This is a genomic window from Nocardioides sp. (assembly GCF_035503875.1).
Lineage (GTDB): Bacteria > Actinomycetota > Actinomycetes > Propionibacteriales > Nocardioidaceae > Nocardioides.
Genome location: NZ_DATJTA010000016.1, coordinates 43,321 through 66,936, shown reverse-complemented (window position 1 = coordinate 66,936; position 23,616 = coordinate 43,321). Strand labels below are relative to the sequence as shown.

Annotated in this window: 23 protein-coding genes; 12 read left to right on the top strand and 11 right to left on the bottom strand. The window is 73.2% G+C overall.

Features of this window, described 5'->3' with window-relative positions; all coding sequences use genetic code 11:
• Positions 1–39 precede the first annotated feature (39 nt).
• Together VMF51_RS04540 and VMF51_RS04535 are read right to left on the bottom strand one after the other, a co-directional pair.
• On the bottom strand, positions 40–606 hold the full coding sequence (locus VMF51_RS04540; RefSeq protein WP_325473214.1) for a TetR/AcrR family transcriptional regulator: 567 nt from the start codon (positions 604–606) through the stop codon (positions 40–42).
• 17 nt (positions 607–623) lie between these two features.
• Entirely contained in the window at positions 624–2,261 is a 1,638-nt protein-coding gene (locus tag VMF51_RS04535) for an AMP-binding protein (RefSeq protein ID WP_325473213.1), read from the bottom strand.
• 216 nt (positions 2,262–2,477) lie between these two features.
• Here VMF51_RS04535 and VMF51_RS04530 point away from each other — a divergent pair, with 216 nt between their 5' ends.
• Both VMF51_RS04530 and VMF51_RS04525 read left to right on the top strand, forming a co-directional pair.
• On the top strand, positions 2,478–2,996 hold the full coding sequence (locus VMF51_RS04530; protein WP_325473212.1) for an NAD(P)H-dependent oxidoreductase: 519 nt from the start codon (positions 2,478–2,480) through the stop codon (positions 2,994–2,996).
• Between the two features lie 92 nt (positions 2,997–3,088).
• Positions 3,089–3,517: a CBS domain-containing protein gene (locus VMF51_RS04525; RefSeq protein WP_325473211.1), complete on the top strand. Its 429-nt coding sequence runs from the start codon at positions 3,089–3,091 to the stop codon at positions 3,515–3,517.
• A gap of 22 nt (positions 3,518–3,539) precedes the next feature.
• On the opposite strand, the gene VMF51_RS04520 is transcribed toward VMF51_RS04525, so the two are convergent.
• From VMF51_RS04520 to VMF51_RS04500, 5 genes are all read right to left on the bottom strand, one after another.
• Positions 3,540–4,610 (bottom strand): alcohol dehydrogenase catalytic domain-containing protein, encoded by a 1,071-nt coding sequence (locus tag VMF51_RS04520; RefSeq protein WP_325473210.1) that lies wholly within the window; start codon positions 4,608–4,610, stop codon positions 3,540–3,542.
• Positions 4,607–5,131 carry a nuclear transport factor 2 family protein gene (locus VMF51_RS04515; RefSeq protein ID WP_325473209.1) on the bottom strand — a complete coding sequence of 175 codons (525 nt, stop codon included), beginning with the start codon at positions 5,129–5,131 and terminating at the stop codon, positions 4,607–4,609. The genes VMF51_RS04520 and VMF51_RS04515 overlap by 4 nt, the downstream gene beginning before the upstream one ends.
• A complete protein-coding gene (locus VMF51_RS04510) occupies positions 5,128–5,799 on the bottom strand; it encodes a TetR/AcrR family transcriptional regulator (protein WP_325473208.1) in 672 nt (223 codons plus the stop codon). The genes VMF51_RS04515 and VMF51_RS04510 overlap by 4 nt, the downstream gene beginning before the upstream one ends.
• Before the next feature lie 162 nt (positions 5,800–5,961).
• Complete coding sequence (locus VMF51_RS04505) at positions 5,962–6,387, bottom strand: HSP20 family small heat-shock protein (RefSeq protein WP_325473207.1); 426 nt, start codon at positions 6,385–6,387, stop codon at positions 5,962–5,964.
• A gap of 149 nt (positions 6,388–6,536) precedes the next feature.
• Positions 6,537–8,102 carry a peptide chain release factor 3 gene (locus tag VMF51_RS04500; protein ID WP_325473206.1) on the bottom strand — a complete coding sequence of 522 codons (1,566 nt, stop codon included), beginning with the start codon at positions 8,100–8,102 and terminating at the stop codon, positions 6,537–6,539.
• A gap of 123 nt (positions 8,103–8,225) precedes the next feature.
• On the opposite strand from VMF51_RS04500, the gene VMF51_RS04495 reads away from it, so the two are divergent.
• From VMF51_RS04495 to VMF51_RS04485, 3 genes are all read left to right on the top strand, one after another.
• Complete coding sequence (locus VMF51_RS04495; RefSeq protein WP_325473205.1) at positions 8,226–8,741, top strand: hypothetical protein; 516 nt, start codon at positions 8,226–8,228, stop codon at positions 8,739–8,741.
• Positions 8,738–10,198 (top strand): hypothetical protein, encoded by a 1,461-nt coding sequence (locus tag VMF51_RS04490; protein ID WP_325473204.1) that lies wholly within the window; start codon positions 8,738–8,740, stop codon positions 10,196–10,198. Before VMF51_RS04495 ends, VMF51_RS04490 begins: the two co-directional genes overlap by 4 nt.
• Positions 10,199–10,424: 226 nt before the next feature.
• On the top strand, positions 10,425–12,557 hold the full coding sequence (locus VMF51_RS04485; RefSeq protein ID WP_325473203.1) for a DEAD/DEAH box helicase: 2,133 nt from the start codon (positions 10,425–10,427) through the stop codon (positions 12,555–12,557).
• Between the two features lie 74 nt (positions 12,558–12,631).
• Here the strand turns inward: VMF51_RS04485 and VMF51_RS04480 are convergent, their stop codons facing one another.
• The 3 genes from VMF51_RS04480 to VMF51_RS04470 are packed head-to-tail and all read right to left on the bottom strand — an operon-like array spanning position 12,632 to position 15,538.
• Complete coding sequence (locus VMF51_RS04480) at positions 12,632–13,045, bottom strand: PPOX class F420-dependent oxidoreductase (RefSeq protein WP_325473202.1); 414 nt, start codon at positions 13,043–13,045, stop codon at positions 12,632–12,634.
• Positions 13,042–13,806: a tryptophan-rich sensory protein gene (locus VMF51_RS04475; RefSeq protein WP_325473201.1), complete on the bottom strand. Its 765-nt coding sequence runs from the start codon at positions 13,804–13,806 to the stop codon at positions 13,042–13,044. The genes VMF51_RS04480 and VMF51_RS04475 overlap by 4 nt, the downstream gene beginning before the upstream one ends.
• A 31-nt stretch (positions 13,807–13,837) precedes the next feature.
• Entirely contained in the window at positions 13,838–15,538 is a 1,701-nt protein-coding gene (locus VMF51_RS04470; protein ID WP_325473200.1) for a dolichyl-phosphate-mannose--protein mannosyltransferase, read from the bottom strand.
• A gap of 110 nt (positions 15,539–15,648) precedes the next feature.
• On the opposite strand from VMF51_RS04470, the gene rsmI reads away from it, so the two are divergent.
• The 7 genes from rsmI (at position 15,649) to VMF51_RS04435 (ending at position 23,357) form a co-directional block, all read left to right on the top strand.
• Positions 15,649–16,482 (top strand): 16S rRNA (cytidine(1402)-2'-O)-methyltransferase, encoded by an 834-nt coding sequence (gene rsmI, locus VMF51_RS04465; RefSeq protein ID WP_325473199.1) that lies wholly within the window; start codon positions 15,649–15,651, stop codon positions 16,480–16,482.
• On the top strand, positions 16,479–17,321 hold the full coding sequence (locus VMF51_RS04460) for an alpha/beta fold hydrolase (RefSeq protein ID WP_325473198.1): 843 nt from the start codon (positions 16,479–16,481) through the stop codon (positions 17,319–17,321). The genes rsmI and VMF51_RS04460 overlap by 4 nt, the downstream gene beginning before the upstream one ends.
• A 139-nt stretch (positions 17,322–17,460) precedes the next feature.
• Complete coding sequence (locus VMF51_RS04455) at positions 17,461–18,306, top strand: TatD family hydrolase (RefSeq protein WP_325473197.1); 846 nt, start codon at positions 17,461–17,463, stop codon at positions 18,304–18,306.
• Between the two features lie 271 nt (positions 18,307–18,577).
• The gene (locus VMF51_RS04450) at positions 18,578–19,717 is read left to right on the top strand and encodes a ubiquitin-like domain-containing protein (protein ID WP_325473196.1); all 1,140 of its coding nucleotides are present in this window, start codon (positions 18,578–18,580) and stop codon (positions 19,715–19,717) included.
• Between the two features lie 31 nt (positions 19,718–19,748).
• Positions 19,749–20,618 carry a 16S rRNA (adenine(1518)-N(6)/adenine(1519)-N(6))-dimethyltransferase RsmA gene (gene rsmA / locus VMF51_RS04445; RefSeq protein WP_325473195.1) on the top strand — a complete coding sequence of 290 codons (870 nt, stop codon included), beginning with the start codon at positions 19,749–19,751 and terminating at the stop codon, positions 20,616–20,618.
• On the top strand, positions 20,615–21,526 hold the full coding sequence (locus VMF51_RS04440; protein WP_325473194.1) for a 4-(cytidine 5'-diphospho)-2-C-methyl-D-erythritol kinase: 912 nt from the start codon (positions 20,615–20,617) through the stop codon (positions 21,524–21,526). The genes rsmA and VMF51_RS04440 overlap by 4 nt, the downstream gene beginning before the upstream one ends.
• Positions 21,519–23,357 (top strand): ABC-F family ATP-binding cassette domain-containing protein, encoded by a 1,839-nt coding sequence (locus VMF51_RS04435; protein WP_325473193.1) that lies wholly within the window; start codon positions 21,519–21,521, stop codon positions 23,355–23,357. The genes VMF51_RS04440 and VMF51_RS04435 overlap by 8 nt, the downstream gene beginning before the upstream one ends.
• Before the next feature lie 9 nt (positions 23,358–23,366).
• Here the strand turns inward: VMF51_RS04435 and VMF51_RS04430 are convergent, their stop codons facing one another.
• A complete protein-coding gene (locus VMF51_RS04430) occupies positions 23,367–23,591 on the bottom strand; it encodes a hypothetical protein (protein WP_325473192.1) in 225 nt (74 codons plus the stop codon).
• Positions 23,592–23,616 lie beyond the last annotated feature (25 nt).

Here is a 23,616-nt window from a genome sequence, read left to right as displayed (position 1 = left end):
TGACACGAATACGAGGAACCGGCAAGGAGGGTGTCGCACTCAGCGGTCGGGGGCGTCCTCCGGCGGCGGGTCGATCAGCGAGCCGAGGGCCCAGGTGACCGTGTCGACCGCCTCCTCGGTGGACATCCGCCAGCTGCCCACGAGCCGCTCGTACGTCTCGTTGCTCCACAGCACGTCCAGCAGGGCGGCGAGGCGCACGTCGCCCGCACTCGCGCGCAGCAGGGCGTCCATCCGCTCCCGGTTCATGGCGACGGCCGCCTCCGAGGGCCGCACCTGCGCGTGCAGGCCGGGGGAGAACGTGCTCAGCGAGCGGAACAGTCGCCGGACGACCTCCGGGACCTCCTCGAGCCCGAGGGAGTCGTAGGAGATCGAGGCGTGCTCGTTGATGCGCAGCAGCATCGCCTCGTGCAGGTCGCGCTGCGTCGGGAAGTGCCGGTAGACGGTGCGCTCGCTCACCTCGGCGGCCTCCGCGACGTCCTTGAAGGTGATGTCGGCCCAGTTCCACCCGCCACGCGCGCGGGCGAGCTCGAGCGCCGACTCGAGGATCCGCTCCCGCCCCTGGCTCTGCCGCCGGGAGCTGTCGTACTTGCGTGAGCCCGCGGTCATGGGCCGACCCTAGTGCGCTACCGGACCAGGTCGGGTCGGTGCTCGGCGAGCTCGGCGGCGACCGCCCGGCGGCGCTCGTCGTCGAGCGGTCGGTAGCGGCCGTCGCGCAGCTCGAGGACGTCCGCGGCGTCCCAGCCCTGGCGTCGGAGCCGCGGCTTGTCCAGCTTCCGGGTCGCGGTCACCGGCAGCTCGTCGACGAGGCGCAGGAGCCGCGGCGTCCACTTCGACCCGAGGTCGGGCTGCTCGTTCAGGAAAGCGAGGAACTGGTCGGGGTCGAAGCCGTCCTCGGTCTCCAGTGCGGCCATCACCCGGTCTCCGGTGTGCGGGTCCGGGACGGCGTACACCGCGACGCCGCGGATGCCGGGGTGGCGGCCGATCAGCTGCTCGATCGGGCCGCTGGCGAGGTTCTCCGAGTCGACGCGGAGCCAGTCGTTGGTCCGCCCGGAGTAGTAGAAGAAGCCGTCCTCGTCGCGGTAGCCGAGGTCGCCGGTGTGGAAGTCGTCGCCGCGGAGCTTGTCCGCGCTGGCCTCGGGGTTGTTGTAGTAGCCCTCGAACTTGAGCGCGCCCCCGCGGGACACGATCTCGCCGATCGCCTCGCGCGGGTTGGCCAGGCGCCCGTGCTCGTCGAAGCGGGCCGGCGGGCAGACGGTGCCGTCCTCGGCGACGATGTCGGCCTGGTAGCCGACCTGCGGCTTCCCGAGCGCGGTCGGCGGCGCGCCCTCGACCGGCACGATGTGGATGGTGCCCTCGGAGGAGCCGTACGACTCGAAGAGCGGGCAGCCGAAGCGGCGCAGGAACTCCTCGCGGTCCCGGGCCGAGGCCTCGGTGCCGAAGCCGAAGCGCAGCCGGTTGTCCCGCTCGCCCTCGCGCTCGGGCTGGGCCAGCACGTAGGCCAGCGAGCGGCCGACGTAGTTGAAGAACGTGGCGCCGAAGCGCTGGACGTCGGGGAGGAAGCCGGAGGCGGAGAACCGACGCCGCATCGCGTACGCCGCGCCGCTGACCAGGCACGGACCCCAGGCGGCCATGATCGCGTTGCCGTGGAACAGCGGCATCGCGTTGTACGCGACGTCGTCCGCGGTGAACGAGATCGGGTTGAGCTGGGAGACGGCGGCCAGCCGTCCGGTCGAGCAGATCACGGCCTTGGGGGCGCCGGTCGACCCGGACGTGAACAGCAGCAGGAACCTGGTCGCGGGGTCGAGCGCGCTCGGGTGCGCCTGCGGCTTCGCGCCCCGGTGCTCGGCGAGGGCGGCGGCGTACTCCTCGGACGCGACGCCGAACACGGTGCCGGCGCCGTGGTCGAGGCCCGCCACGTCCGCCTCGTCGGCGACCACGAGCAGGTCGCAGTGCGTGTGCCGGATGTCGCGCGCCAGGTCGTCGCCGCGGCGGGTGGTGTTGACGCCCACCAGGGTGGCGCCGGCCAGGGCGGCCCCGCCGAGGAGGAAGAGGTACTCCGGGACGTTGTCCAGCATCGCGCCCACGTGCGGCGGACGCTCCGGGTCGTCGCCGTCCCTGCCGCAGGCGGCGCGGATCAGCTCCGCCCGGACCGCCGACTCGGCGACGAACTCGCGCCAGCTCCAGCGCCGGTCCTCGAAGAGCAGTCCGGTGTTGTCGTCCTCGGCCCGGGCTAGCAGCAGCTCCGCTGTCGTCGGCGTCATGGCCGGGATCCTGGCAGTGACGCACGCCACTCCAGGGCCTCGGTCCCGCTCACTTGGAGCGCCACCCGCCGAGTCGGCAGAAGTTGCGCGCCGAGTCGGCAGAAGTTGCCGACAGGTCGTCGACAAGTTCTGCCGACTCGGCGGTCGGGCGGGGTCGACGCGATGAAGTCGACTAGATTGATAGGAAAATAAGACTCAATCTGGAAAGGGATGCGGATGTCCGCGACGAGACAGACCCCGACCACCGCGGTGGTCGTCGGGAACCCCAAGCCGCAGAGCCGCACGCTGAGCGCCGCGACGTACGTCGTCCGCGAGCTCACCGGCTCTGATCCCGACCTGGTGGTCGACCTCGCCACCCTTGGCACGTCGATCCTCGACTGGTCCGACCCCGCGGTCGCCGAGCTGGTCGTGCAGGTCGGGGACGCGGATCTCGTGGTGGTGGCCAGCCCGACGTACAAGGCGGCGTACACCGGACTGCTCAAGCTGTTCCTCGACCGGTTCGCGGGCGGGACCGGGCTCTCCGGCGTCGCCGTACCGCTCATGCTCGGCGGCAGCCCGGCCCACTCGCTGGCCCCGGAGCTGGCGCTGCGCCCGGTGCTCACCGAGATCGGCGGCACGGTCCCCGGTCGCGGGCTGTACGTCGTCGACGCGCAGTACGACGACCCGACGGCGTACGCCGACTGGCTGGCCGCCACCGCTCCGGTCGTCGCCGCGCTCCTGGCTGCCCGCGCCTGAGTCGCCCCGTCCTTCGTTCCCCGCGGGCGCATGGCCGGCTCGGATCGGGCCACCGGTCGGGAGGGGTGGCTCTACGAGAGAGGGGAACGACGATGACGACCGCACGCGAGATCATGACCGGGGGCGCCGAGTGCGCCCAGGTCAACGAGACCGTCACCGAGGCGGCACGGAAGATGAAGGACCTGCAGGTCGGGGCGCTGCCGATCTGCGGTGAGGACAACCGCCTGAAGGGCATGATCACCGACCGGGACATCGTCCTGAACTGCGTGGCGGAGGGCATGGACACGACCCAGGTCAAGGTCGAGGACTACGCCGGCGGCGAGGTCGTGACCATCGGGGCGGACGACTCGGTGGACGAGGCGCTCGCGACGATGAGTCGCGCCGGAGTACGACGACTGCCGGTGATCGACGGCCATGACCTGGTCGGCATGATCAGCCAGGCCGACATCGCCCGACACCTGCCGGAGGGCAAGGTCGGGGACCTGGTGGAGGCGATCTCGCAGGCGCCCGCCGACAGGTGACGGTCCTCGAGGGTGGCGTGGTCTAGGAGTCCGCCACCCAGACGATCCGCATCGGACCTTCGGGCGAGCGGGCCCGGTCGATGGCGTCGGCGAGCCCGTCGAGGCCGACCGTCTCGCCGACCAGGGGCGAGGGGTCGACCCGGCCGGTGGCGACGAGCTCGGCCATCTCGAGCCAGTCGGTGATGGCCGGGCCGCCGCCGAACTGGAGGTTGACTCCCTTCAGGTGCGCGGTGGCGGAGGGGATGGTGTCGCTGCCGGCCCCGCCCGCGCTCAGGACCCGGGTGCCGACCGGGCAGTTCTCGACGATGTCGGCCAGCACGCCCGAGGCGCCGACGCACTCGTAGGCGACGCACGGCGCGAGGCCCGACAGGGCGATCCGGTCGTGGACCTCGTCCGGCGCACCCCAGGCCGCGCGTCGCCAGGCGTCCCAGACCGACTCGGTCGCGGGGTCGACGACGACGTCCGCGCCCAGTCGCAGCGCCATCTCGCGGCGCCGGGCGGAGAAATCGGACGCCACGATCGGGCCGACGCCGCGCTGCTTCAGCGAGACGACCACGGACTGGCCGATCGCGCCGAGCCCCACGACGAGCGGCACCGCGCCGGCGACGGCGACCCCGACGCGGGTGTAGTACCAGCCCACGGCCATGGCGTCGATCAGTGCGAGCCGCTCCGGGGCCAGGTCGTCGGGCAGGGGTACGACGAAGCCCTCGCTCAGCAGCAGGTACTCCCCGAACCCGCCGGGAGCGTCGGGCGCCATGCCGATGATCCGCAGGCCGCCGTCGACGAACAGCGCCGGCGTCGAGGTGACCCGGGTGCCGACCGGCCACTCCTGCCGGGTGTCCGGGCCGTAGGCCACGACCTCGGCGCAGAACTCGTGGCCCATGATCACGTCCTCGTCCGGGGCGTGCACCCGCATCCCCGACCGGTCGTCGCGGGCCACCTCGGGATGGTCCACGTAGTGGTGGTCGGAGGCGCAGATCGCGCAGGCGAGCGTGCGCACCAGCAGCTGGCCCGGGCCGGGGACGGGTCGCGGCACCTCCTTCAGCTCCAGGCGTCCCGCGCGCAGGGTGACCGCCCGCATCGTCGCGCTCATCGACCGGACCCGCTCGGATCGGCGAGTACGGCGTAGCTCGGGTCCTCGCGGTCGCGCCGGCCGGTCGTGGGGAAGCCGGGCGAGGTGACCGGGGTGCTCTCGTCGAGGTGGTGCAGGTAGCGGCGGTGCCGGATCCGCCAGGTGTCGTCCCGGCGCTCCCAGCGGTCGACGTACCGGCCGCAGGAGCGGGTGTCCTGCAGCACCCCGTCGGGCGTGCGCGAGCGCAGGTGCACGGTGACGTAGCACTCGCTGCCGGCGTGGTCGCCGTCCACCGTCACCGTGATGTTCCCGATCTGGTGGTGGTGCGCCTCCATCGCCGGGTGCACCTGCTCGATGAAGGCCACGAACTCGTAGCCGGTCCCGGAGAACATCGCGCCGTAGTCGGCCACGGCGTCGGCGTGGAAGACGGAGCGGGCCAGGTCGCCGTCGACCAGGTCGACGCCCCGGCAGTACGCCGCCAGCGCCTCCGCGATGGCCTGCTTGGCCAGCAGGGTGTCGAGCTCGTCGGTGCGGTCGGTCATGCGGGGTCTCCTGTCGGGCCGGTCGGTCGAGGGCGGGAGGTGGCGGTGAGCCCGGCGCTGGTGAACAGCGCCAGCTGCTCGACCCAGGCCGGGTCGAGGCCGGCCGCGCCGAGAGGACGGCCGTAGCCGCGGAGGTCGGCGCCGGAGAGTGCGGTGAGCATGGTGAGCATCGCGATGCCGGTGCGGCGCCGTACGTCGGCGTCGGCGTGGTCGGGCAGCGCCCGGGCCGCGACCCGGCTGAACAGCTCGTCGAGGCCGGGTTCGCCGTGCAGGGTCTCGGCGAAGAGCGGGTCGTCGTCCAGGGCGAGGCGGACGAGCACCTTCAGCCAGCTCAGGCCGCCGACGGGGTCGTCGGCGAGGACGCCGACCAGCGGGCGCAGGACCGCGTCGACGAGAGCCCTCACCGGGACCTCGCCCGCGTCGAGGAGCGGCTGCAGGCCGGCGCGGATCCCGGACGAGACGGCCGGGGAGCGACGGGCGACCACGGCCGCGATCAGGGCGGTCTTGCCGGGGAAGTGGTGGCTGACGGCCGCCGGGGCGACCCCGGCCTCGCGCGCGACCGCGCGCAGCGAGACGGCCTCGGGTCCCTGGGTGCCGAACATGCGCTCGGCGACGTCGAGCACCACGGCCCGGACGTCGAGGTCGGCGCGCGGGCCGCGTCGGCTCACGGCATCCGCCAGAGTTTGTTCACCTGGCAAAACTCGCAGCGCCGGTGTGGTCCGGCGAGTGCCGTCCCGCTCAGCGGGCCGATGGGCCGGGTGGTGACGACGCGCAAGGGCCGCCCGAGGCGATCGCCCGGGCGGCCCTGCGGAGAGATCGGCCGGCGCCGGTCAGCTCTCGATCGCGGCGGGGTCGCGGCGCTCCGTGGTCACCTCGATCTTGCGCGGCTTGGCCTTCTCGGCCACCGGGATCAGCAGCCGGAGCACGCCGTCGTGGTAGCTCGCGTCGATCCGCTCGAGATCGAGGTTGTCGCCGAGCACGAGCTGGCGGCTGAAGGCGCCGCGGGTGCGCTCGCTGGCCAGCACCTGCCAGTCGCCGTTGCGGGCGACCCGCTCGGCGCGGACGGTGAGCACGTTGCGCTCGACGTCGAGGTCGATGCTCTCCGGGCTGACGCCCGGCAGGTCGAACTCGACGACGAAACGGTCGCCCTCGCGCCAGGCGTCCATCGGCATCACGGCGGGCCGGTTGGTCGTCCCGAGCAGCTGCTGGGTGAGGCGGTCGAAGTCGCGGAAGGGGTCGGTGGTGCGCAGCAGCATGGTGTCCTCCTGGTCCTCTCGTCGCGGCCGGCGGTCTGCGTAAGCCCGCCAGACCTATATCAGCGGTTGCAGGTTTTATATACCCGAGGGGCGCAACGAGATCAACCCCGCGGTCGAAGGATCCGCGGGGTCGGAGGGGAGGCGGCGGCTCAGGCGCCGCCGGCGGGCAGCGCCTCGAGCAGTACGTCGGGGTTGTCGCGCGCGGTGGCCGTCGCCCGCCACTGGTCGACGAAGAGCGCGAGGTAGGTGCCGTCCGAGCGCTGCAGCACCTCGGTGCCGCGCTTGCCGGCCAGGGCGACCGCCCCCTCGGCATCGGTACGACGGGCCACGGAGTAGTCAATCCGGGAGAGCCGGATCGGGGAGTTGAACTCGTTGGTCATCCGCTCCTGGACGACCTCGAACTGCATCGGCCCGACGGCGGCGAGGACCGGGCTCTGGTCGCCCCGCAGGTCGGAGCGGAGCACCTGGACGACGCCCTCCTGGTCGAGCTGCTCGATGCCCTTGCGGAACTGCTTGAACCGCCCGATGTCCGCGGCCGTGGCGGTCATGAAGTGCTCGGGGGCGAAGGTCGGGACGGGCGGGTACTCGATGGGGTCGCCGACGTACACGGTGTCGCCGACGCGGAGCGACTGGGCGTTGACGAGGCCGATGATGTCGCCGGGGGAGGCGTGCTCGATCGAGGACAGCTCGCGGCCGAAGACGGCCTGGGCGTACTTGGTCGCGAATGGCCGCCCCGTCGAGGCATGAGTGACGACCATGCCGCGCTCGAAGTCGCCGGAGACGACGCGCGCGTAGGCGAGCCGGTCGCGGTGCGCGGCGTTCATGCCGGACTGGACCTTGAAGACGAAGGCGCTGAACTCGTCCTCGACCCGGCGTACCGAACCGTCGACGCCCGGCGTCGGGCCGGGGGCGGGGGCCAGGTCGAGCAGCAGGTCGAGCAGCTGCGCGACGCCGAAGTTCTGCAGGGCGGAGGCGAACATGACGGGCGTCGTCTCGCCGGCCAGGAACCGCTCCTGGTCGTGGTCGGCGTCGTCCGCGCCGAGCAGCTCGTGCTCCTCGACGGCGTCCTGCCAGACCGGGAGGTCGTCGGCGTCGACCTCGGTCGCCGGCATCCGCTTCTCCGGGGCGCGGGTGGCGCCGCCGGCGGTGCGGGTGTACTTCACGAACTCGCCGGTACGCCGGTCCAGGACGCCGCGGAAGTCGCCGGCCTCGCCGACCGGCCAGGTCAGCGGGGTGGGGCGCAGTTTGATCTGCTGCTCGATCAGGTCCATCAGCTCCAGGGCCGCCAGGCCGGGACGGTCCCACTTGTTGATGACGGTGATGACCGGGATGCCGCGCATCGCGCAGACCTTGAACAGCTTCAGGGTCTGCGGCTCGAGCCCCTTGCCAGCGTCGACCAGCATCACGGCGGAGTCGACGGCCGAGAGCACCCGGTAGGTGTCTTCGGAGAAGTCGCTGTGGCCGGGGGTGTCGACCAGGTTGATGACGTGGTCGCGGTAGACGAACTGCAGCGCGGCCGAGGTGATGGAGATGCCGCGGGCCTTCTCCATCTCCATCCAGTCGGACACGGTGGCGCGGCGCCCGCCCTTGCCGTGCACGGCGCCGGCCTCGGTGATGACGCGGGCGTGCAGCGCCAACGCCTCGGTCAGGGTGGACTTTCCGGCATCGGGGTGGCTGATCACCGCGAAGGTACGGCGGGGGCGGCTGTCGGACACCCGGCGAACCTACAGCCGCCCGGCTCGGACCCGGCATTCGACTACATTGGCGCCCGACCACCACGCCGGACCAGGACCTTCCCGCTCGGGAGCCGATCACCAGCCGATCACCGGGGGCAACCGATGCGTCGTCCGACCCTGATCCGCCTCGCGCTGGGCGGCGCAGCGCTCGTGCTGGTCGTGGTCAGCGGTGCCTTCGGGCGGGCCGAGCCGATCGGGACCTACCGGCCGCTGCTGGGGCCGGACGCGCTGACCAACGGCTGCTACCCGCTCGCCGACGGCATCGAGCTCGACTTCCCCTACCAGGTCCGCAGCGACCGCGACCTGCCCACGGGCGGCGGCGTACGACGGCGGGTGGTCCTGCAGTGGGACGAGCTGAGCACCGCCGATCTCGAGGCCGCGCTGGACCGGTCCCTGCGGGCGGCGGGCTACGAGCCCGCCGGCCCGCTGGCCTGGGCGAAGGGCGCACACTCCGTCACCGCGACGGTGAGCGAGCTGCCCGACCGCCCGGAGGACTCCGTCGTCCGAGGGACGGTGGTGCTCCACCTGCCGTCGACGCCCCTGTCGTCCACGGACCCGGTGTGCGCGGACCCGTACTCCACCAAGCGCTTCCCGCCGAAGCCGCGGGAGTTCCCGTGAGGCCGCCCCGGTTCCGGATCGGCCGGGCCGACTGGGTGCTGGTGGTGCTGCTCGGCGCGCACGTGCTGCTCCAGGTGCTGATGTTCCGGCACAGCTCGGGCGCCGACCCGGTCGGCGACGAGAAGGCGTACCTCGACGCGGCCCGCTCGCTGTCCAACGCGCTGCGCGACCTGGGCTCGTTCGGGCCGGTCGACGGCGCGGACCTGGAGCGCAACGTGGTCGGCAACGGCTGGTTCATGCCGGGCATGTCGCTGCTGCTGACCCCGCTGTTCCTGGTACTGCCGGACGCGTCGATGGAGTCGGTCCGCGGCTACCTCGGCCTGGTCTCGACCGCGCTCTTCCTCTACGCCGCGTGGCAGGTACGCCGAGTACTCGGGCCGGCCGCCGCGCTGTGCTTCGCGGTGCTCCCGGGACTGATCCCGGCCTTCGCGCTGTTCGGGGTCGCCGCGTGGGGCGACCTCAACGCCGGCCTGGTGCTGGTGGTGGTCCTGCTCCGCGCCGTGGAGCTGGCCCGGGTCGTCGCCGCCGGCTCCGTCCCGACGGTGCGGCAGGTCGCGGGGCTGGCCGGCTGGGCCGTGGCGGCGCTCTACCTGCGCTCCAGCATGATGCCCGCGCTGGTGACCCTCGGCCTGCTCGCCGGCGCGACGGCGCTCTGGGCGTTCCGGGGCCGCGAGCGCCGCCGGGCGGTGCTCGCGGTCCTCGCCGGGGTCGTGGTCTTCGTGTCGGTGCTGCTGCCCTGGTCGCTGCTGGCCTCGGCCTCGCTCGGCGGCCGGGTCGTGACCACCACCTCCGTTCCGCTCGCGCTGGCGAACACCTTCGGCGACCGCGACGAGTTCTGCTTCGGTCCGTGCGACCCCGCCGGGACGATCTGGTTCAACCCGGTGCAGTACTCCCGCGAGGTGGCCCGCGCGACCGGGCGCAGCGAGCTGGAGATCCAGGAGCAGATGTCGGCGTACGCCCGCCGCGACGTCACGCTGCACAGCTATGCCGGGGACGTGCTGGAGAACCTCGAGCGCTACCGCACCGACCCCGCCTTCTACCTGGACTATCTGCCGTACGACAAGGAGGCGGACCGGTTCGAGGAGGAGTCCCGGGACGTGACCGACCGGTTCTTCACACTCGGCACGATCGTGGTCGTCCTCGCCCTGTTGCTCGTCTCGCGGGGGCCGCGCGACCGGCAGGTCCAGGTGCTGCTGGTCAAGGTCGCCCTCGGCGGCCTGCTGTTCCAGCCGTTCGTGCACATGGCCGGGTCGCGCTACTGGACGACCGCGGCGGCGGTGGCGGGGCTGGCCCTGGGGGTGCTGGTGACCTGGGGGCTCGACCTGCTCCGCGAGCTGCGCCGGCCGCGGCCCGGCGGACCGCCCGACGACACCGGGCTGCGGGTCCTGACCCTCCTGCAGGCGCTGCTCGCGGTCGGCGCGGTCGGCGCGCTCGCCGGACTGCATCTGCTGGCCTGAGTCCACCGGTTGGGTGGCCGGCGGCACGCGTTGGTACCCTCGACGGCAGGAAGAGGTGGCCCGCGTCCTCGGCTGTCCGATCGGCGTTGCCGGTCCACCGTCCCATGCACCTCCGGCCGGTCCCGCGCGTCCGTGGCGCCGGCCCGGCTCTGTCGTCTGCTGCCGGGGCCGAGGGTGTGACCGCGTCACCAGGCCGGACGGGTCGTCCGGCACCGAGGAGGGGTCTGTGGCTCGACGAGGCCAGCGTCAGAACGGCGCTCGCCGTCCGGCGGCACGCCAGCGCGCTCGCGCGCTGGACAACGAGGGCATCATCCCGGTGCTCGCCCGCGCCGTGCGCGAGGTGGAGACCGCCGTGCAGCGGGGTCGCGTGGACGGGTCCACCCGGACCAAGTTCCAGGTCGTGGCGCTCCTGGTGCGCGAGGAGCGCCAGCGCCTCAAGGCCGACACCGAGCTCACCGAGTCCCAGCGGGGCGAGGAGCTCAAGCGCCTCGACGGGATCGCCACGATCCTGGCCAAGACCGCCGCCCGCGACACCTCGATGCTCGCCCTGCTCGCCGAGGACGCCACCATGTCCGACGCCGCGCGGGAGCTGAAGAACGAGATGCTGCGCGCCGCCGGCTCCGAGCCGGAGCCCGAGCCGGAGCCCGAGCCGGAGCCGGACCCGCTCGGGGTGCCGGCCACCCGCCGCGTCGTACCGGTCTCGGTGCGCCAGCGCCAGCTCTCCAACCCGTTCCTGGTCCCCGACTTCACCGTCGTCCCGCGGTACGACGGCCCGCGCCGGCTCGCGTCCTGGGAGCTGCTCGGACCGCTGTTCCGCTCCTTCGAGCAGGGGGGTGCGTCGTCCTCGATGACCCTGCCCGACCCGCAGCCGATGCGGCTGCCGCCCGGCCTGGAGCTGATGAAGCACCAGGGCGAGCTGGTCGCCTCCGCGGCCGACGGGCACCGGACGTACCTGCTCGCCGACGAGCCCGGCCTCGGCAAGACGGCCCAGGCGCTGCTCGCCGCGCGCGCCGCCGAGGCGTACCCGCTGCTGGTCGTCGTCCCCAACGTCGTCAAGACCAACTGGGCGCGCGAGGCGGCGCTGTGGACGCCCGAGCGGGCCGTCACGGTGATCCACGGGGACGGCCACGACATCGACGGCTTCGCCGACATCGTGGTGGTCAACTACGAGATCCTGGACCGCCACGTCGGCTGGATGAGCGACCACGGGTTCCGCGGGATGGTCGTCGACGAGGCCCACTTCATCAAGAACAAGGGCTCGCAGCGCTCCCAGCACGTGCTGCACCTGTCCGAGAAGATCCGCGCCCGTGCCGCCCGGCCGCTGCTGATGGCGCTCACCGGCACGCCGCTGATCAACGACATCGAGGACTTCCAGGCGATCTGGGAGTTCCTCGGCTGGATCGACGACAAGAAGCCGCGGCGCGAGCTGATGGACAAGCTCGAGGAGACCGGGCTGACCCCGGCCGACCCCGCGTTCTACCCCGCCGCCCGTGCTCGGGTGATCGAGATGGGCATCGTCCGGCGCCGCAAGGTCGACGTGGCCGCCGACATCCCGGCCCGCCGGGTCGCCGACCTGCCGGTCGAGCTCGAGGGCGAGATGGGCCGCTCGATCCGCGCGGCCGAGCGCGAGCTGGCCCGCCGCCTGGTGGAGCGCTACGACACCGCGCTCGCCACCCGTACCTCGGGCAAGGTCGTCGACGGCATCGACCACGAGCTGGTACGCCGGGTCGCCACCTGGGAGCGCGAGGACACCACCACGACCTCCACCGGCGAGAACGTCTTCGGCATGATGCGCCGCATCGGCCAGGCCAAGGCCGGGCTCGCCGCCGACTACACCGCCCAGCTGGCGCGCAACGTCGGCAAGGTCGTCTTCTTCGCCAAGCACGTCGACGTCATGGACGTCGCCGAGGAGACCTTCGAGCGCCGCGGCCTGAAGTACTCCTCGATCCGCGGCGACCAGACCCCGCGCACCCGGCAGAAGAACATCGACGTCTTCGTCAACGACCCCGAGGTCGCGGTCGTGGTCTGCTCGCTCACCGCGGCGGGCGTCGGCCTGAACCTCCAGGTCGCCTCCAACCTGGTGCTCGCCGAGCTCTCCTGGACCGACGCCGAGCAGACCCAGGCGATCGACCGGATCCACCGGATCGGCCAGGACACCCCGGTCACCGCCTGGCGGATCATCGCCTCGCAGACCGTCGACACCAAGATCGCCGAGCTCATCGACAGCAAGGCCGGCCTCGCCGCCCGCGCGCTCGACGGTTCCGACGAGGAGATCGGCTCCTCCGCCGACATCCAGCTGGAGGCCCTCGTCGCCATGCTCACCGAGGCCCTGGAGGAGCGCGAGGCAGCAGCCGCCTGACCCTCAAGCACGCCGACCCGGCGTGAGTTTGGTGCCGACCCGGCGCGAACTCGCGCCGGGTCGGCGATTTCGGGTCAGGAGGGGAGCAGGCCCGGGCCGAAGACGAACCGGTCGACCTCGATCCGGATCGCGACGCGGGTCGGGTTCTCCTGCGGCTGCCGGTAGCGGGCGGCGTACCGCTCGACGGCGCGGGCGACGCTCTCGGGGTCGTCGTGCAGGGTGGCGCGGCCCTCGATCGTCGACCAGCGGCCGCCGTCGACCTGGCACACCGCGACCAGCGGGTTGCCCTCCAGGTTGCGCACCTTGCGCGAGCCCGCGCGGGTGATCACCCAGGCGCAGCCGAGCTCGGGGTCGATCGCCGTGCCGACGGGTACGACGTGGGGCCGGCCGTCGGGCCGCAGCGTGGTGAGGCTGCACAGGTGCCGTTCGGTCCAGAAGTCCTGCAGGGGCTGCGGAAGGGAGTCCCACCCGGGGACGAAGCTGGTCACGCGGTGAGCGTAGGGCCTCGCTGCCGGGCGACGAGCAGGATCATCGCCACCGCACCGACCAGGGCCGCGACGGCGGTCACGACGGACTCGGGGGAGTCGCCGAGCCGACCGACCGCGATCCAGACGAGGCCCCAGGTGCTGGCGAGGGCGACGGCCCAGCGGCCGCCGTACCGCATGGCGAGCCAGGCGCCTCCCACGAGCACCAGCGCGACCGCGGCGACCGCCCCGATCTCGGCGACCGCCCGGCTCACGCTGACGTCCACGGCGAGGGCGGCGGCGGTGTTGGCGCAGGTGGCCACGGCGACCCAACCGAGGTAGAGCCCGAAGGTGCCGTCGACGACCAGCCGGTCGACGAGCCCCCGCGCGGGCAGGCGCGAGAGCCGGGCGATCAGCGCGACCAGGGTCGCGAGCAGCGCGAGGATCACCAGCACGCTGACCCAGATCCAGCCCGCCTGGGTGACCAGGAGCCAGGTCGCGTTGAGCACCATCGACGCCGCGGCCAGCCACCCCGTCGCGCGGGCGCGCTCGTCGGTGCCGTTGCCCGGCAGCCACTGCCACACCGTGTACGCCGCCAGCCCGGCGTAGATCACCGACCAGATCGAGAACGCCGTCCCGGCGGGAGCGAGCAGCGTGGCGTCGGCCGACAGCGCGCCGCCCGACGACTCCGCCACCCGGGTACCGATCACCCCCGTCCCGACGAGCGTGCCGACGATGCAGAAGATCTCGGCGAGGGTCACGGTCAGGCGGCGGGCGAGGTCCATGCGTCCTCGGTACCCAGCCGGGTCACCGGGCTCAGATCCAGCGCGAGAACCAGACCCGGTTCAGCCACTCGGCATGGGTGAGCAGGCCGTTGGTGAAGATCGGCCAGAACCACGCGAAGTTCAGCAGGGTCAGGACGACGAACGAGCCCGACACGATCACGCCGAAGGTACGGCGGGCGGTGGGTTCTCGGTCCGGCCCGATCAGCCGTCCCATCGTCAGGGTCAGCGCCAGGACGACGAACGGCAGCGTCACGACCATGTAGAACAGGAAGATCGGGCGGTCGTCGTACAGCAGCCAGGGCAGCCAGGTGGACGCCGTACCGACGACGGCGACGCCGAAGCGCCAGTCCCGCTGCCCGACCCAGGCGACGACGGCGAAGAGCAGCGCGAGGATGCCGCCCCACCAGATGGTGGGGGTGCCGATCAGCAGCACCTGGCGCAGGCAGTCGCTGTCGGCGGGGGCGTCGCAGCCACGGGTGCCGGGTTCGATGCCGGTGTCGGCGGCGACGCCGACGGGCCGGTTCAGCAGCAGCCAGCCCGACGGCTTCGAGGCGTAGGTGTGGGTGCTGCAGTTCAGGAAGTGGGTGTGGAACGTGTACACGTCACGGTGGTAGCTCCACAGCGACCGCAGCGACTGCTCGACCTCCGCGAGCCCGCGCGCGTCCGGCTCGGCCGCCGAGGGCCACTGCCTGCCGTCGTCCTTCTCGTCGACGACGAAGTTCTCGCCGTCGCAGTGACCGCTGACGAACGTCGTGTACTGGGTGTTGGAGAGGTGCTCCTCGTACTCGTCCGCGTGCACCAGCCAGCCGGTCCAGGTGGCGACGTACACGATCAGGCCCACGACCACGAGGTAGCCGAACGCCGGCAGCCCGTCGACCACCGCCGAGCGGAGCACCGCCCGGCGCACGCCGAAGGTACGGCGGGCTCCGGCGCTCCACAGCCAGACCAGGATGCCGAACGCCGCGAGCGGGTAGAGCGCCGTCCACTTGGTGCCGATGGCCAGGCCGAAGCAGAGGCCGCCGACCAGCAGCCAGGGCCGCCAGAGCAGCGCGCGGACCGGCCCCCAGCCCTCGGTCACCGGCTCGTCGACCTCGCGCGCCAGGCGCGCGCGGAACCAGTCGCGGTCGTTGACCAGGCAGGCGATGGCGCACAGCGTGAAGAAGGCCAGGAAGATGTCGAGCAGGGCCAGCCGGGACAGCACGAAGTGCAGGCCGTCGAGGCTGAGCAGCAGTCCGGCGGTGCAGCCCAGCAGGGTGGACCCGGTCATGCGTCGTACCAGCCGGCACATGACCAGCACCATCAGCGCGCCCGCCACGGCCGCGGAGACCCGCCAGCCGAACGGGTCCATGCCGAACGCCTTCTCGCCGAGCGCGATCAGCCACTTCCCGGCCTCGGGGTGCACGACCATCGACGGGTCGCCGGTCCACTGGCCCGAGGTGTTCCCCGCGAGGATCTGCTCGTTGGCGTCGTCGGCGTACGACTGGACGTAGCCGTGGTGCAGCAGCGACCACGCGTCCTTGGCGTAGTAGGTCTCGTCGAACTCGAACTCCCGCGGCGAGCCCAGCTTCCACAGCCGCAGGAACAGCGCCAGCAGCGCCACCCCGATGCTCGCCGACCAGCCGATCAGCGGGTCCTCGCTGCCGACCCGCGCCCGCGCCCGCTGCCACGCCGTCGGTACGACGAGCCCCGTGACGTCGCGCTCGCGCGCAGGGGTCGGGGCGGACGTCGGCACGCGCGAACTCTACGTCCCACCCGCCGACCCGGCGCCAGTTCACCGCCGACCCGGCGCGAACTCGCGCCGGGTCGGCGGGGGTGGGTGCCGGGCCTGACATGATCGGCCGCATGACCGGCGTCCTGGTGCTCGCGGCAACGCCGATCGGACGGGTGGGCGACGCGCCGCCCCGGCTGGCCGAGGAGCTCGCGACGGCGGACGTCGTCGCGGCCGAGGACACCCGGCGGCTCAAGCGGCTGACGACCGACCTGGACGTGAGTGTGACCGGGCGGGTCGTGTCGTACTTCGAGGGCAACGAGACGGCCCGCACCCCCGTGCTGCTGGAGGCGCTGCTGGCCGGCGAGCGGGTGCTGCTGGTGACCGACGCGGGGATGCCGAGCGTGTCCGACCCGGGGTACCGGCTCGTCGCGGCCGCGGTCGAGCACGACGTACCCGTCACCGCCGTCCCCGGCCCCAGTGCCGTGCTGACCGCGCTGGCGGTCAGCGGGCTGCCGGTCGACCGGTTCTGCTTCGAGGGCTTCCTGCCGCGCAAGGCGGGGGAGCGGTCGCGGCGGCTGCAGTCGCTGGCGCGCGAGGAGCGGACGATGGTCTTCTTCGAGGCGCCGCACCGCACCGAGGCCGCGCTGGAGGCGATGGCGTCGGCGTTCGGTGACGACCGACCCGCGGCGGTCTGCCGCGAGCTGACCAAGACCCACGAGGAGGTACGGCGCGGGCCGCTGACCGAGCTCGTGTCGTGGGCCGCCGACGGGGTACGGGGCGAGGTGACCATCGTCGTCGCCGGCGCGGTCCCCGGCGCCGAGATCGCCACCGACCCGGCGGGCCTGCGGGCCGCGGTGGCGGAGCGCGAGGAGGACGGGATGACCCGCAAGGAGGCGATCGCCGAGGTGGCCCGGCTGGCCGGGGTGCCGAAGCGCGAGGTCTACGACCTGGTGCACAGGTCGTGAGGATCGACGCGTTCGAGCGCGACGGGCTGACCTTCGATGTCACCGACGCGGGTCCCGAGGACGGCGCCCCGGTGGTGCTGCTGCACGGCTTCCCCGAGCGCGCGACCTGCTGGCGCGAGGTGGCGCCGCTGCTGCACGCGCGGGGGATGCGCACCTACGCGCCCGACCAGCGCGGCTACTCGCCGGGTGCGCGGCCCGGCGGCAGGTCGTCGTACACCGTGCCCGAGCTGGTCGCCGACGTCGTCGCCCTGATCGAGCGGATCGGCCGGCCGGTGCACCTCGTCGGCCACGACTGGGGCGCCAACGTCGGCTGGTCGGTCGCCGCCCGGCACCCCGAGCTCGTCACGAGCTGGACGGCGGTCTCGGTCCCGCACCCGGCGGCGTTCGTGCGGGCGATCAAGACCACGCGGCAGGGCCTGCGCAGCTGGTACATGGGCCTGTTCCAGCTCCCGTTCGTCGTCGAGGGCCTCGCCCGTCTGCCCGGCGGCCCGATCGACCAGGGCCTGCGCCGCAGCGGCATGACCCGCGACGAGGTGGCCCGCTTCCGCTCCGAGATCGTGGAGTACGGCGCGCTCCCGGGCGCCCTCGCCTGGTACCGCGCCCTCCCGCTCTCCCGCGGTCGCGGCATGGGCGGTCGCGTCCGGGTCCCCACCACCCTGGTGTGGAGCACCGAGGACACCGCGATCGCGCGCCCCGGCGTCGACGGCTGCGCCGACCACGTCGAGGCGCCGTACGACCTGGTCGTGCTGGACGGCGTCAGCCACTGGATCCCCACCCACGCTCCCCAGGCGCTCGCCGACGCGATCCTGGCGCGGGCGGCGGGGTCGGTGGCGGGCTGAGCCGGAGCCGCTGCGGATTCATCACGGTATGCAGACGAGCCGGCACCTCCCACGGCGGGTACGCCATGGGAGGTGACAACTCGTCTGCATACCGTGATGAACCTGCAGCCCCGGTGACCACCCCTGGCAGGATCACCCGGTGACCACCGAGCGCCCGCCCGTCCCCGAGCCGCTGCCGCTGCCGGTGGTGGACAACCACTGCCACCTCGACATCGCCCGGCACGGCGACGACGGGCCACTGGCCGTCGACGAGGCGATCGCGCTCGCGGCGTCGGTGGGGGTGGCCCGGATCGTGCAGATCGGCTGCGACCTGCCGGGGGCGCGCTGGGCGGTCCAGGCCGCGGCGTCGTACGGCGCGCTGGTGGCCGGGGTCGCGCTGCACCCGAACGAGGCTCCCCGGCTGGTCGAGCAGGGGGTCGGCCTCGACGAGGCGATGGCCGAGATCGAGGCGCTCGCCGGCGCGCACGACAAGGTGCGCGCGGTGGGGGAGACCGGGCTCGACCACTTCCGCACCGGCGAGGAGGGCCGAGCGGTGCAGGTGGAGTCGTTCCGGCGCCACATCGACCTCGCCAAGCGGCTCGACAAGACCCTGGTCATCCACGACCGCGACTCGCACGCCGAGGTGCTCCAGGTCCTCGACGAGGAGGGGGCGCCCGAGCGCTGGGTGATGCACTGCTTCTCCGGGGACGCGGAGTTCGCGCGGGCGTGCCTCGACCGGGGCGCCCACCTCAGCTTCGCGGGCACCGTCACGTTCAAGAACGCCCAGCCGCTGCGCGACGCGCTGGCGATCACGCCCCTCGACCGGGTCCTGGTGGAGACCGACGCGCCGTACCTCACGCCCACGCCGCACCGCGGCCGAACCAACGCGTCGTACCTCGTCCCGCTCACCGTGCGGGCGATGGCGGAGGTCCGCGGCGACGACCTGGAGACCCTCTGCGCGGCCCTCGACAGCACCACGGAACGGGCCTTCGGCGGGCCGTGGTGACACCGGTGTGACTACGTGTCGGTGCCCACAGGGTGGTCCGAGGGTTTGATTTCCGGTGGCCGCCTTTGTTCTTCTGGACGGACAGAAGGCCGGGATCGGGACTGATCCGGTCGGCGCGACGGGGCCACGACGGCCCGAGCAGCACCCCTCCCGCGAGCCATCCTCACCCTCAGGGTGAGGCCGTGTGCGCGGAGCGCCGGCCCCCGAGGACCGGGACGCACGACATTGGAGAAGTGTGGCTTCCACACCCAGCAGCCCCAGCACGAACCGCGTGCGTGACGCGCTCACGCGACTCACCCGCAGCAGGATCGCCCTGGTGGCCCTGTCGTCCGTCGTGGTCCTCGCCGTCGCCGGCAGCGCGCTCGGCTACCGCGCGCTCAGCACCACGGTCACGGTCTCGGTCGACGGCCAGGACCGCGAGGTCAGCGCCATGGCCGACACCGTCGGGGACGTGCTGGAGTCGGAGGGCATCGAGGTCGGCGAGCACGACCTGGTCGCCCCCGACCTCGACGAGTCGGTCGCCGACGGCAGCCGCATCAACGTCAAGTACGGCCGGCCGCTGACGCTGAACGTCGACGGCGAGGAGCAGACCCACTGGGTCACCTCCACCGAGGTCTCCGACGCCTTCGGCGAGCTCGGCCAGTCGTACGGCGGCGCCCGCCTGTCCAGCAGCCGGAGCGCCACCATCGGCCGCGAGGGCCTCGCGGTCGACGTGGTCACCCCCAAGACCGTCCAGGTCAAGATCGCCGACCGCAAGGTCCGCGAGCGCACCGTCCTGGCGCTGACCGTCGGCGAGGCGCTCCAGCAGCTCGGCGTCGAGGTCGAGGAGCACGACCGCGTGAAGCCCGCCGTCGACCGTCCGCTCGAGGACGGCGACCGGGTGGTCTTCACCGACATCCGGGTGGCGAACCGCAAGGTCGCCGGCGAGTCCCTGTCCTACGACACCGTCAAGCGTGACGACGACGAGGCGTTCGAGGGCGAGGAGACGGTGGTCCGCGAGGGCCGCGCCGGTGCTCGCGACGTCGTCTACCGGCTGGTCTTCCGCAACGGCGAGCTCACCGAGCGCTCCGTGGTCCGCCAGCGGGTGCTCCGCAAGCCCGTCGACAAGGTCGTCGAGGTCGGCACCAAGGAGAAGCCCGAGCCGGCCGCGCCCGACTTCTCCGGCGGCAACACCGTCTGGGACCGGCTCGCCCAGTGCGAGTCCGGCGGCAACTGGGCGATCAACACCGGCAACGGCTACTACGGCGGCCTGCAGTTCAACCTCGGCACCTGGCAGTCGTACGGCGGCACCGGCCTGCCCAGCAATGCCAGCCGCGAGACCCAGATCGCCGTCGCGACCAAGCTCCGCGACGCCTCCGGCGGCTACGGCCCGTGGCCGGGCTGCGCCTCCAAGCTCGGCCTGCCGCGCTAGGGGAGACACCCTGCCGACTAGCCTTCACCGCATGTCCACCTCCGCCGGTCCCCGTCTGCTGGGGCCGGCGGAGGTGCGTTCGCTCGCCGCCGAGCTCGACCTGCGCCCCACCAAGCAGCGCGGCCAGAACTTCGTCATCGACGCCAACACCGTCCGCCGCATCGTGCGCGAGTCGGGCATCGGCCCCGAGGACGTCGTCGTCGAGGTCGGCCCCGGCCTGGGCTCGCTGACGCTGGCGCTGCTGGAGGTCGCCCACCGGGTGGTCGCGCTCGAGATCGACGACGTGCTCGCGGCGCGCCTGCCGGCCACCATCGCCGAGTTCGCCCCCGACCAGGCCGACCGCTTCGAGGTGGTGCTCGCCGACGCGATGCGGGTGAGCGAGGTCCCGGGGCCGGCGCCGACGGCCCTGGTGGCCAACCTCCCGTACAACGTGTCGGTCCCCGTCCTGCTGCACCTGCTCGCGCTGCTGCCGTCGCTGGAGCGGGGCCTGGTGATGGTGCAGGCGGAGGTCGCCGACCGGCTCGCCGCCGCCCCCGGCTCCAAGGTGTACGGCGTCCCGTCGGTCAAGGCCGCCTGGTACGCCGACGTACGGCGCGCCGGCGCGATCGGCCGCAACGTCTTCTGGCCCGCGCCGAACGTCGACTCCGGCCTGGTCGCCTGGACCCGGCGCGAGCCCCCGGAGACGACCGCCACCCGGGAGGAGGTGTTCGCGGTCGTCGACGCCGCGTTCGCCCACCGGCGCAAGGCGCTGCGCGGGGTGCTGCGCGCCCTGGCGCCGAGCGAGGTCGTCGACGCGGCCCTGACCGCCGCGGACGTCGACCCGCTGACCCGGGGCGAGGCGCTGCGCGTCGAGGACTTCGCCCGCATCGCCGAGGGGCTGCAGGGAAGGACCGCGGGGTGAGCGAGCGCACCGTCCGGGCGCCCGCGAAGATCAACCTCCACCTCGGCGTCGGCGCCCCGCGCGAGGACGGGTACCACCCGTTGCTGACCGTCTACCAGGCCGTCGGCCTGCACGACGATCTCACCGTCCGCGAGGCCGAGACCTGGTCGGTCGAGGTCGAGGTGCCGGACTGGATGGGCGGCATCGCGCTGCCCACCGTCGAGGACAACATCGTCACCCGCGCGGCACGGCTGCTGGCGCGCCACCACGGCATCGAGCCGACGGGCTCGGTGCACGTCGCGAAGTCGATCCCGGTCGCGGGCGGGATGGCGGGGGGCTCCGCCGACGCCGCCGCCGCGCTGGTCGCGCTGGACCGGCTGTGGGGGGTCGACACCTCCGACGAGGACCTGCTGCGGATCGCGGCCGACCTCGGCAGCGACGTCCCGTTCGCGCTGGTCGGCGGCTCGGCCCTCGGCACCGGCCGCGGCGAGCTGGTCGAGGCGCTGACCGACACCGGCACCTGGTGGTGGGTCGCCGTACCGTCCCGGGACGGGCTGTCCACCCCGGCCGTCTACCGGCACTTCGACGAGCTGCACCCCGACGCGCCGTGCGATCCGCCGCCGGCCGACGACCTCGTCGCCGCGCTCGCGGCCGGCGACCCGCACGCGCTCGCCGCCGCCCTGCACAACGACCTGCAGGCGCCCGCGATCGACCTGCGCCCCGAGCTCGGCGACCTGCTCGACCGGGGCGAGGCCGAGGGCGCGCTCCGGGGCCTGATCTCCGGCTCCGGCCCGACCTGCGTCTTCCTGTGCGAGTCGGCCGAGGCCGCCCGCGCGGTGGCCGGCGCCCTGTCCGACGACGAATCGCATCCCGTCGTACTGGTCGCCAACGGCGCCGTCGCGGGAGCCCACCTGGTGACCTATGGCTAATCTCCTGAACCTCGAGCGCGTGTCCAAGTCGTACGGCGTCCGGCCGCTGCTGAGCGACGTCTCGCTCGGCATCGCGGCGGGCGAGCGGATCGGCATCGTCGGACGCAACGGCGACGGCAAGACGACCCTGCTGGAGGTGATGACCGGCCTCGAGGAGGCCGACTCCGGCCGGGTGTCGCGCAGCCGCGGGCTGATCATCGGCTACCTGCACCAGGGCGACGAGCTCGTCGACACCCACACCGTCCGCGAGGCGGTGCTGGGCGGGCGGGCCGACCACGAGTGGGCGGCCGACGCGCGCACCCGTGAGGTCGTCGAGGTGCTGCTCGCCGGCATCTCGCTCGACCGGTCCGTGCTCGGTCTCTCCGGCGGGGAGCGGCGGCGCTGCTCGCTGGCGGCCCTGCTGCTCGGGGACCACGACCTGCTGGTGCTCGACGAGCCGACCAACCACCTCGACGTGGAGGCCGTCGCCTGGCTGGCCCAGCACATCGCCGGCCGGTCCTCGGCCCTGGTCGTGGTGACCCACGACCGCTGGTTCCTCGACGCGGTGTGCCAGTGGACCTGGGAGGTCCACGACGGCGCGGTCGACGTCTACGAGGGCGGGTACGCCGCCTTCGTGCTGGCCAAGGCGGAGCGGCAGCGCCAGGCCGCCGCCTCGGAGGTACGCCGCCAGAACCTGGTCCGCAAGGAGCTCGCCTGGCTGCGCCGCGGCGCCCCCGCGCGGACCTCGAAGCCCAAGTTCCGCATCGACGCCGCCAACGCGCTGATCGAGGACGTCCCGCCGCCGCGCGACCGGCTGGAGCTGCAGCGCTTCGCCACCCAGCGCCTCGGCAAGGACGTCCTGGACGTGGAGGACGTCGACCTCGTCCGCGGCGACCGGGTGCTGCTGCGTCATGCGACCTGGCGGCTCGGCCCGGGCGACCGGGTCGGCATCGTCGGCGTCAACGGAGCCGGCAAGTCCTCGGTGCTCGGCCTGCTCTCCGGCACCATCGCGCCCGCGGCCGGCCGGGTCCGCACCGGACGCACCGTCGCGCTCCGCGCGCTCACCCAGCAGCTCGACGACCTCGACCCGGAGGCGCGCGTGCTGCCCACCGTCGAGTCGGTACGACGGGTCACCAAGGTCGCCGACGGCGAGATCACCGCGACGTCGATGCTGGAGCGCTTCGGCTTCACCGGCGACCGGCTGACCGCTCGGATCGGCGACCTTTCCGGTGGCGAACGGCGCCGCTTCCAGCTGCTCCTGCTCCTCCTGGACGAGCCGAACGTGCTGCTCCTCGACGAGCCCACCAACGACCTCGACATCGAGACCCTCACCGTCCTGGAGGACTTCCTCGACGGCTGGCCCGGCACCCTGGTCGTGGTTTCGCACGACCGCTACTTCCTCGAGCGGGTCACCGACTCGACCTGGGCACTGCTCGGCGACGGCCAGATCTCGATGCTGCCCCGCGGGGTGGACGAGTACCTCGAGCGCCGTACGGCCGCAATTGCGGCCGAAGGACAGGTTCCCGGCGCCACAGCCCGTCCTACGGCCGCAATTGCGGCCGTCGGACAGCCCGCAGCCCAGGTCCCGGCCCAGGCCCCCGACCAGGTCCCGGACCAGGCCAAGGCCCGGGCCGGCAGCGCGGAGGAGCGGGCGGCGCGCAAGACGCTGGCCCGCATCGACAAGCGGCTGGCCCGGATCGCGGAGCTGCAGGCGAGCCTGAACGAGCAGGTGCTCGAGCACGCGCAGGACTACGAGCGGCTCGCCGACCTCAGCCGGGAGCTGGACGCGCTGTCCGCCGAGAAGGACGAGCTCGAGCTCGAGTGGCTCGAGGCGGCCGAGCTCGTCGAGTAGGGGAGCGGCTCAGTCGAGGAGCTCGACCGAGCCCACGGCGTACAGCCGCAGCGCCAGGTCGACGGCGGCCGGCGTGGGCTGGGCCATCGGCACCAGCAGACGCAGGCCCTCGCCGGCGTGCACCGCTCCCACCCGGCCGTGCAGCCAGGCGTCCCAGGCGCCGCGTCGGTACGCCGGCGCCTGGTCGTCCGCGGAGTGCACGGCCGCGGCCGGTGGCAGGAGCGAGGGAGCCATGCCCCGACCATCGGCGGAGGGGGCG

What these genes read in the sequence shown, in the direction of transcription:
- VMF51_RS04435 (WP_325473193.1), top strand. Translation starts at nt 21,519, where the DNA reads ATGGCTAATCTCCTGAACCTCGAGCGCGTGTCCAAGTCGTACGGCGTC.
- rsmI (WP_325473199.1), top strand. Translation starts at nt 15,649, where the DNA reads ATGACCGGCGTCCTGGTGCTCGCGGCAACGCCGATCGGACGGGTGGGC.
- rsmA (WP_325473195.1), top strand. Translation starts at nt 19,749, where the DNA reads ATGTCCACCTCCGCCGGTCCCCGTCTGCTGGGGCCGGCGGAGGTGCGT.
- VMF51_RS04495 (WP_325473205.1), top strand. Translation starts at nt 8,226, where the DNA reads ATGCGTCGTCCGACCCTGATCCGCCTCGCGCTGGGCGGCGCAGCGCTC.
- VMF51_RS04430 (WP_325473192.1), bottom strand. Translation starts at nt 23,591, where the DNA reads ATGGCTCCCTCGCTCCTGCCACCGGCCGCGGCCGTGCACTCCGCGGAC.
- VMF51_RS04530 (WP_325473212.1), top strand. Translation starts at nt 2,478, where the DNA reads ATGTCCGCGACGAGACAGACCCCGACCACCGCGGTGGTCGTCGGGAAC.
- VMF51_RS04535 (WP_325473213.1), bottom strand. Translation starts at nt 2,261, where the DNA reads ATGACGCCGACGACAGCGGAGCTGCTGCTAGCCCGGGCCGAGGACGAC.
- VMF51_RS04525 (WP_325473211.1), top strand. Translation starts at nt 3,089, where the DNA reads ATGACGACCGCACGCGAGATCATGACCGGGGGCGCCGAGTGCGCCCAG.
- VMF51_RS04520 (WP_325473210.1), bottom strand. Translation starts at nt 4,610, where the DNA reads ATGAGCGCGACGATGCGGGCGGTCACCCTGCGCGCGGGACGCCTGGAG.
- VMF51_RS04540 (WP_325473214.1), bottom strand. Translation starts at nt 606, where the DNA reads ATGACCGCGGGCTCACGCAAGTACGACAGCTCCCGGCGGCAGAGCCAG.
- VMF51_RS04515 (WP_325473209.1), bottom strand. Translation starts at nt 5,131, where the DNA reads ATGACCGACCGCACCGACGAGCTCGACACCCTGCTGGCCAAGCAGGCC.
- VMF51_RS04475 (WP_325473201.1), bottom strand. Translation starts at nt 13,806, where the DNA reads ATGGACCTCGCCCGCCGCCTGACCGTGACCCTCGCCGAGATCTTCTGC.
- VMF51_RS04505 (WP_325473207.1), bottom strand. Translation starts at nt 6,387, where the DNA reads ATGCTGCTGCGCACCACCGACCCCTTCCGCGACTTCGACCGCCTCACC.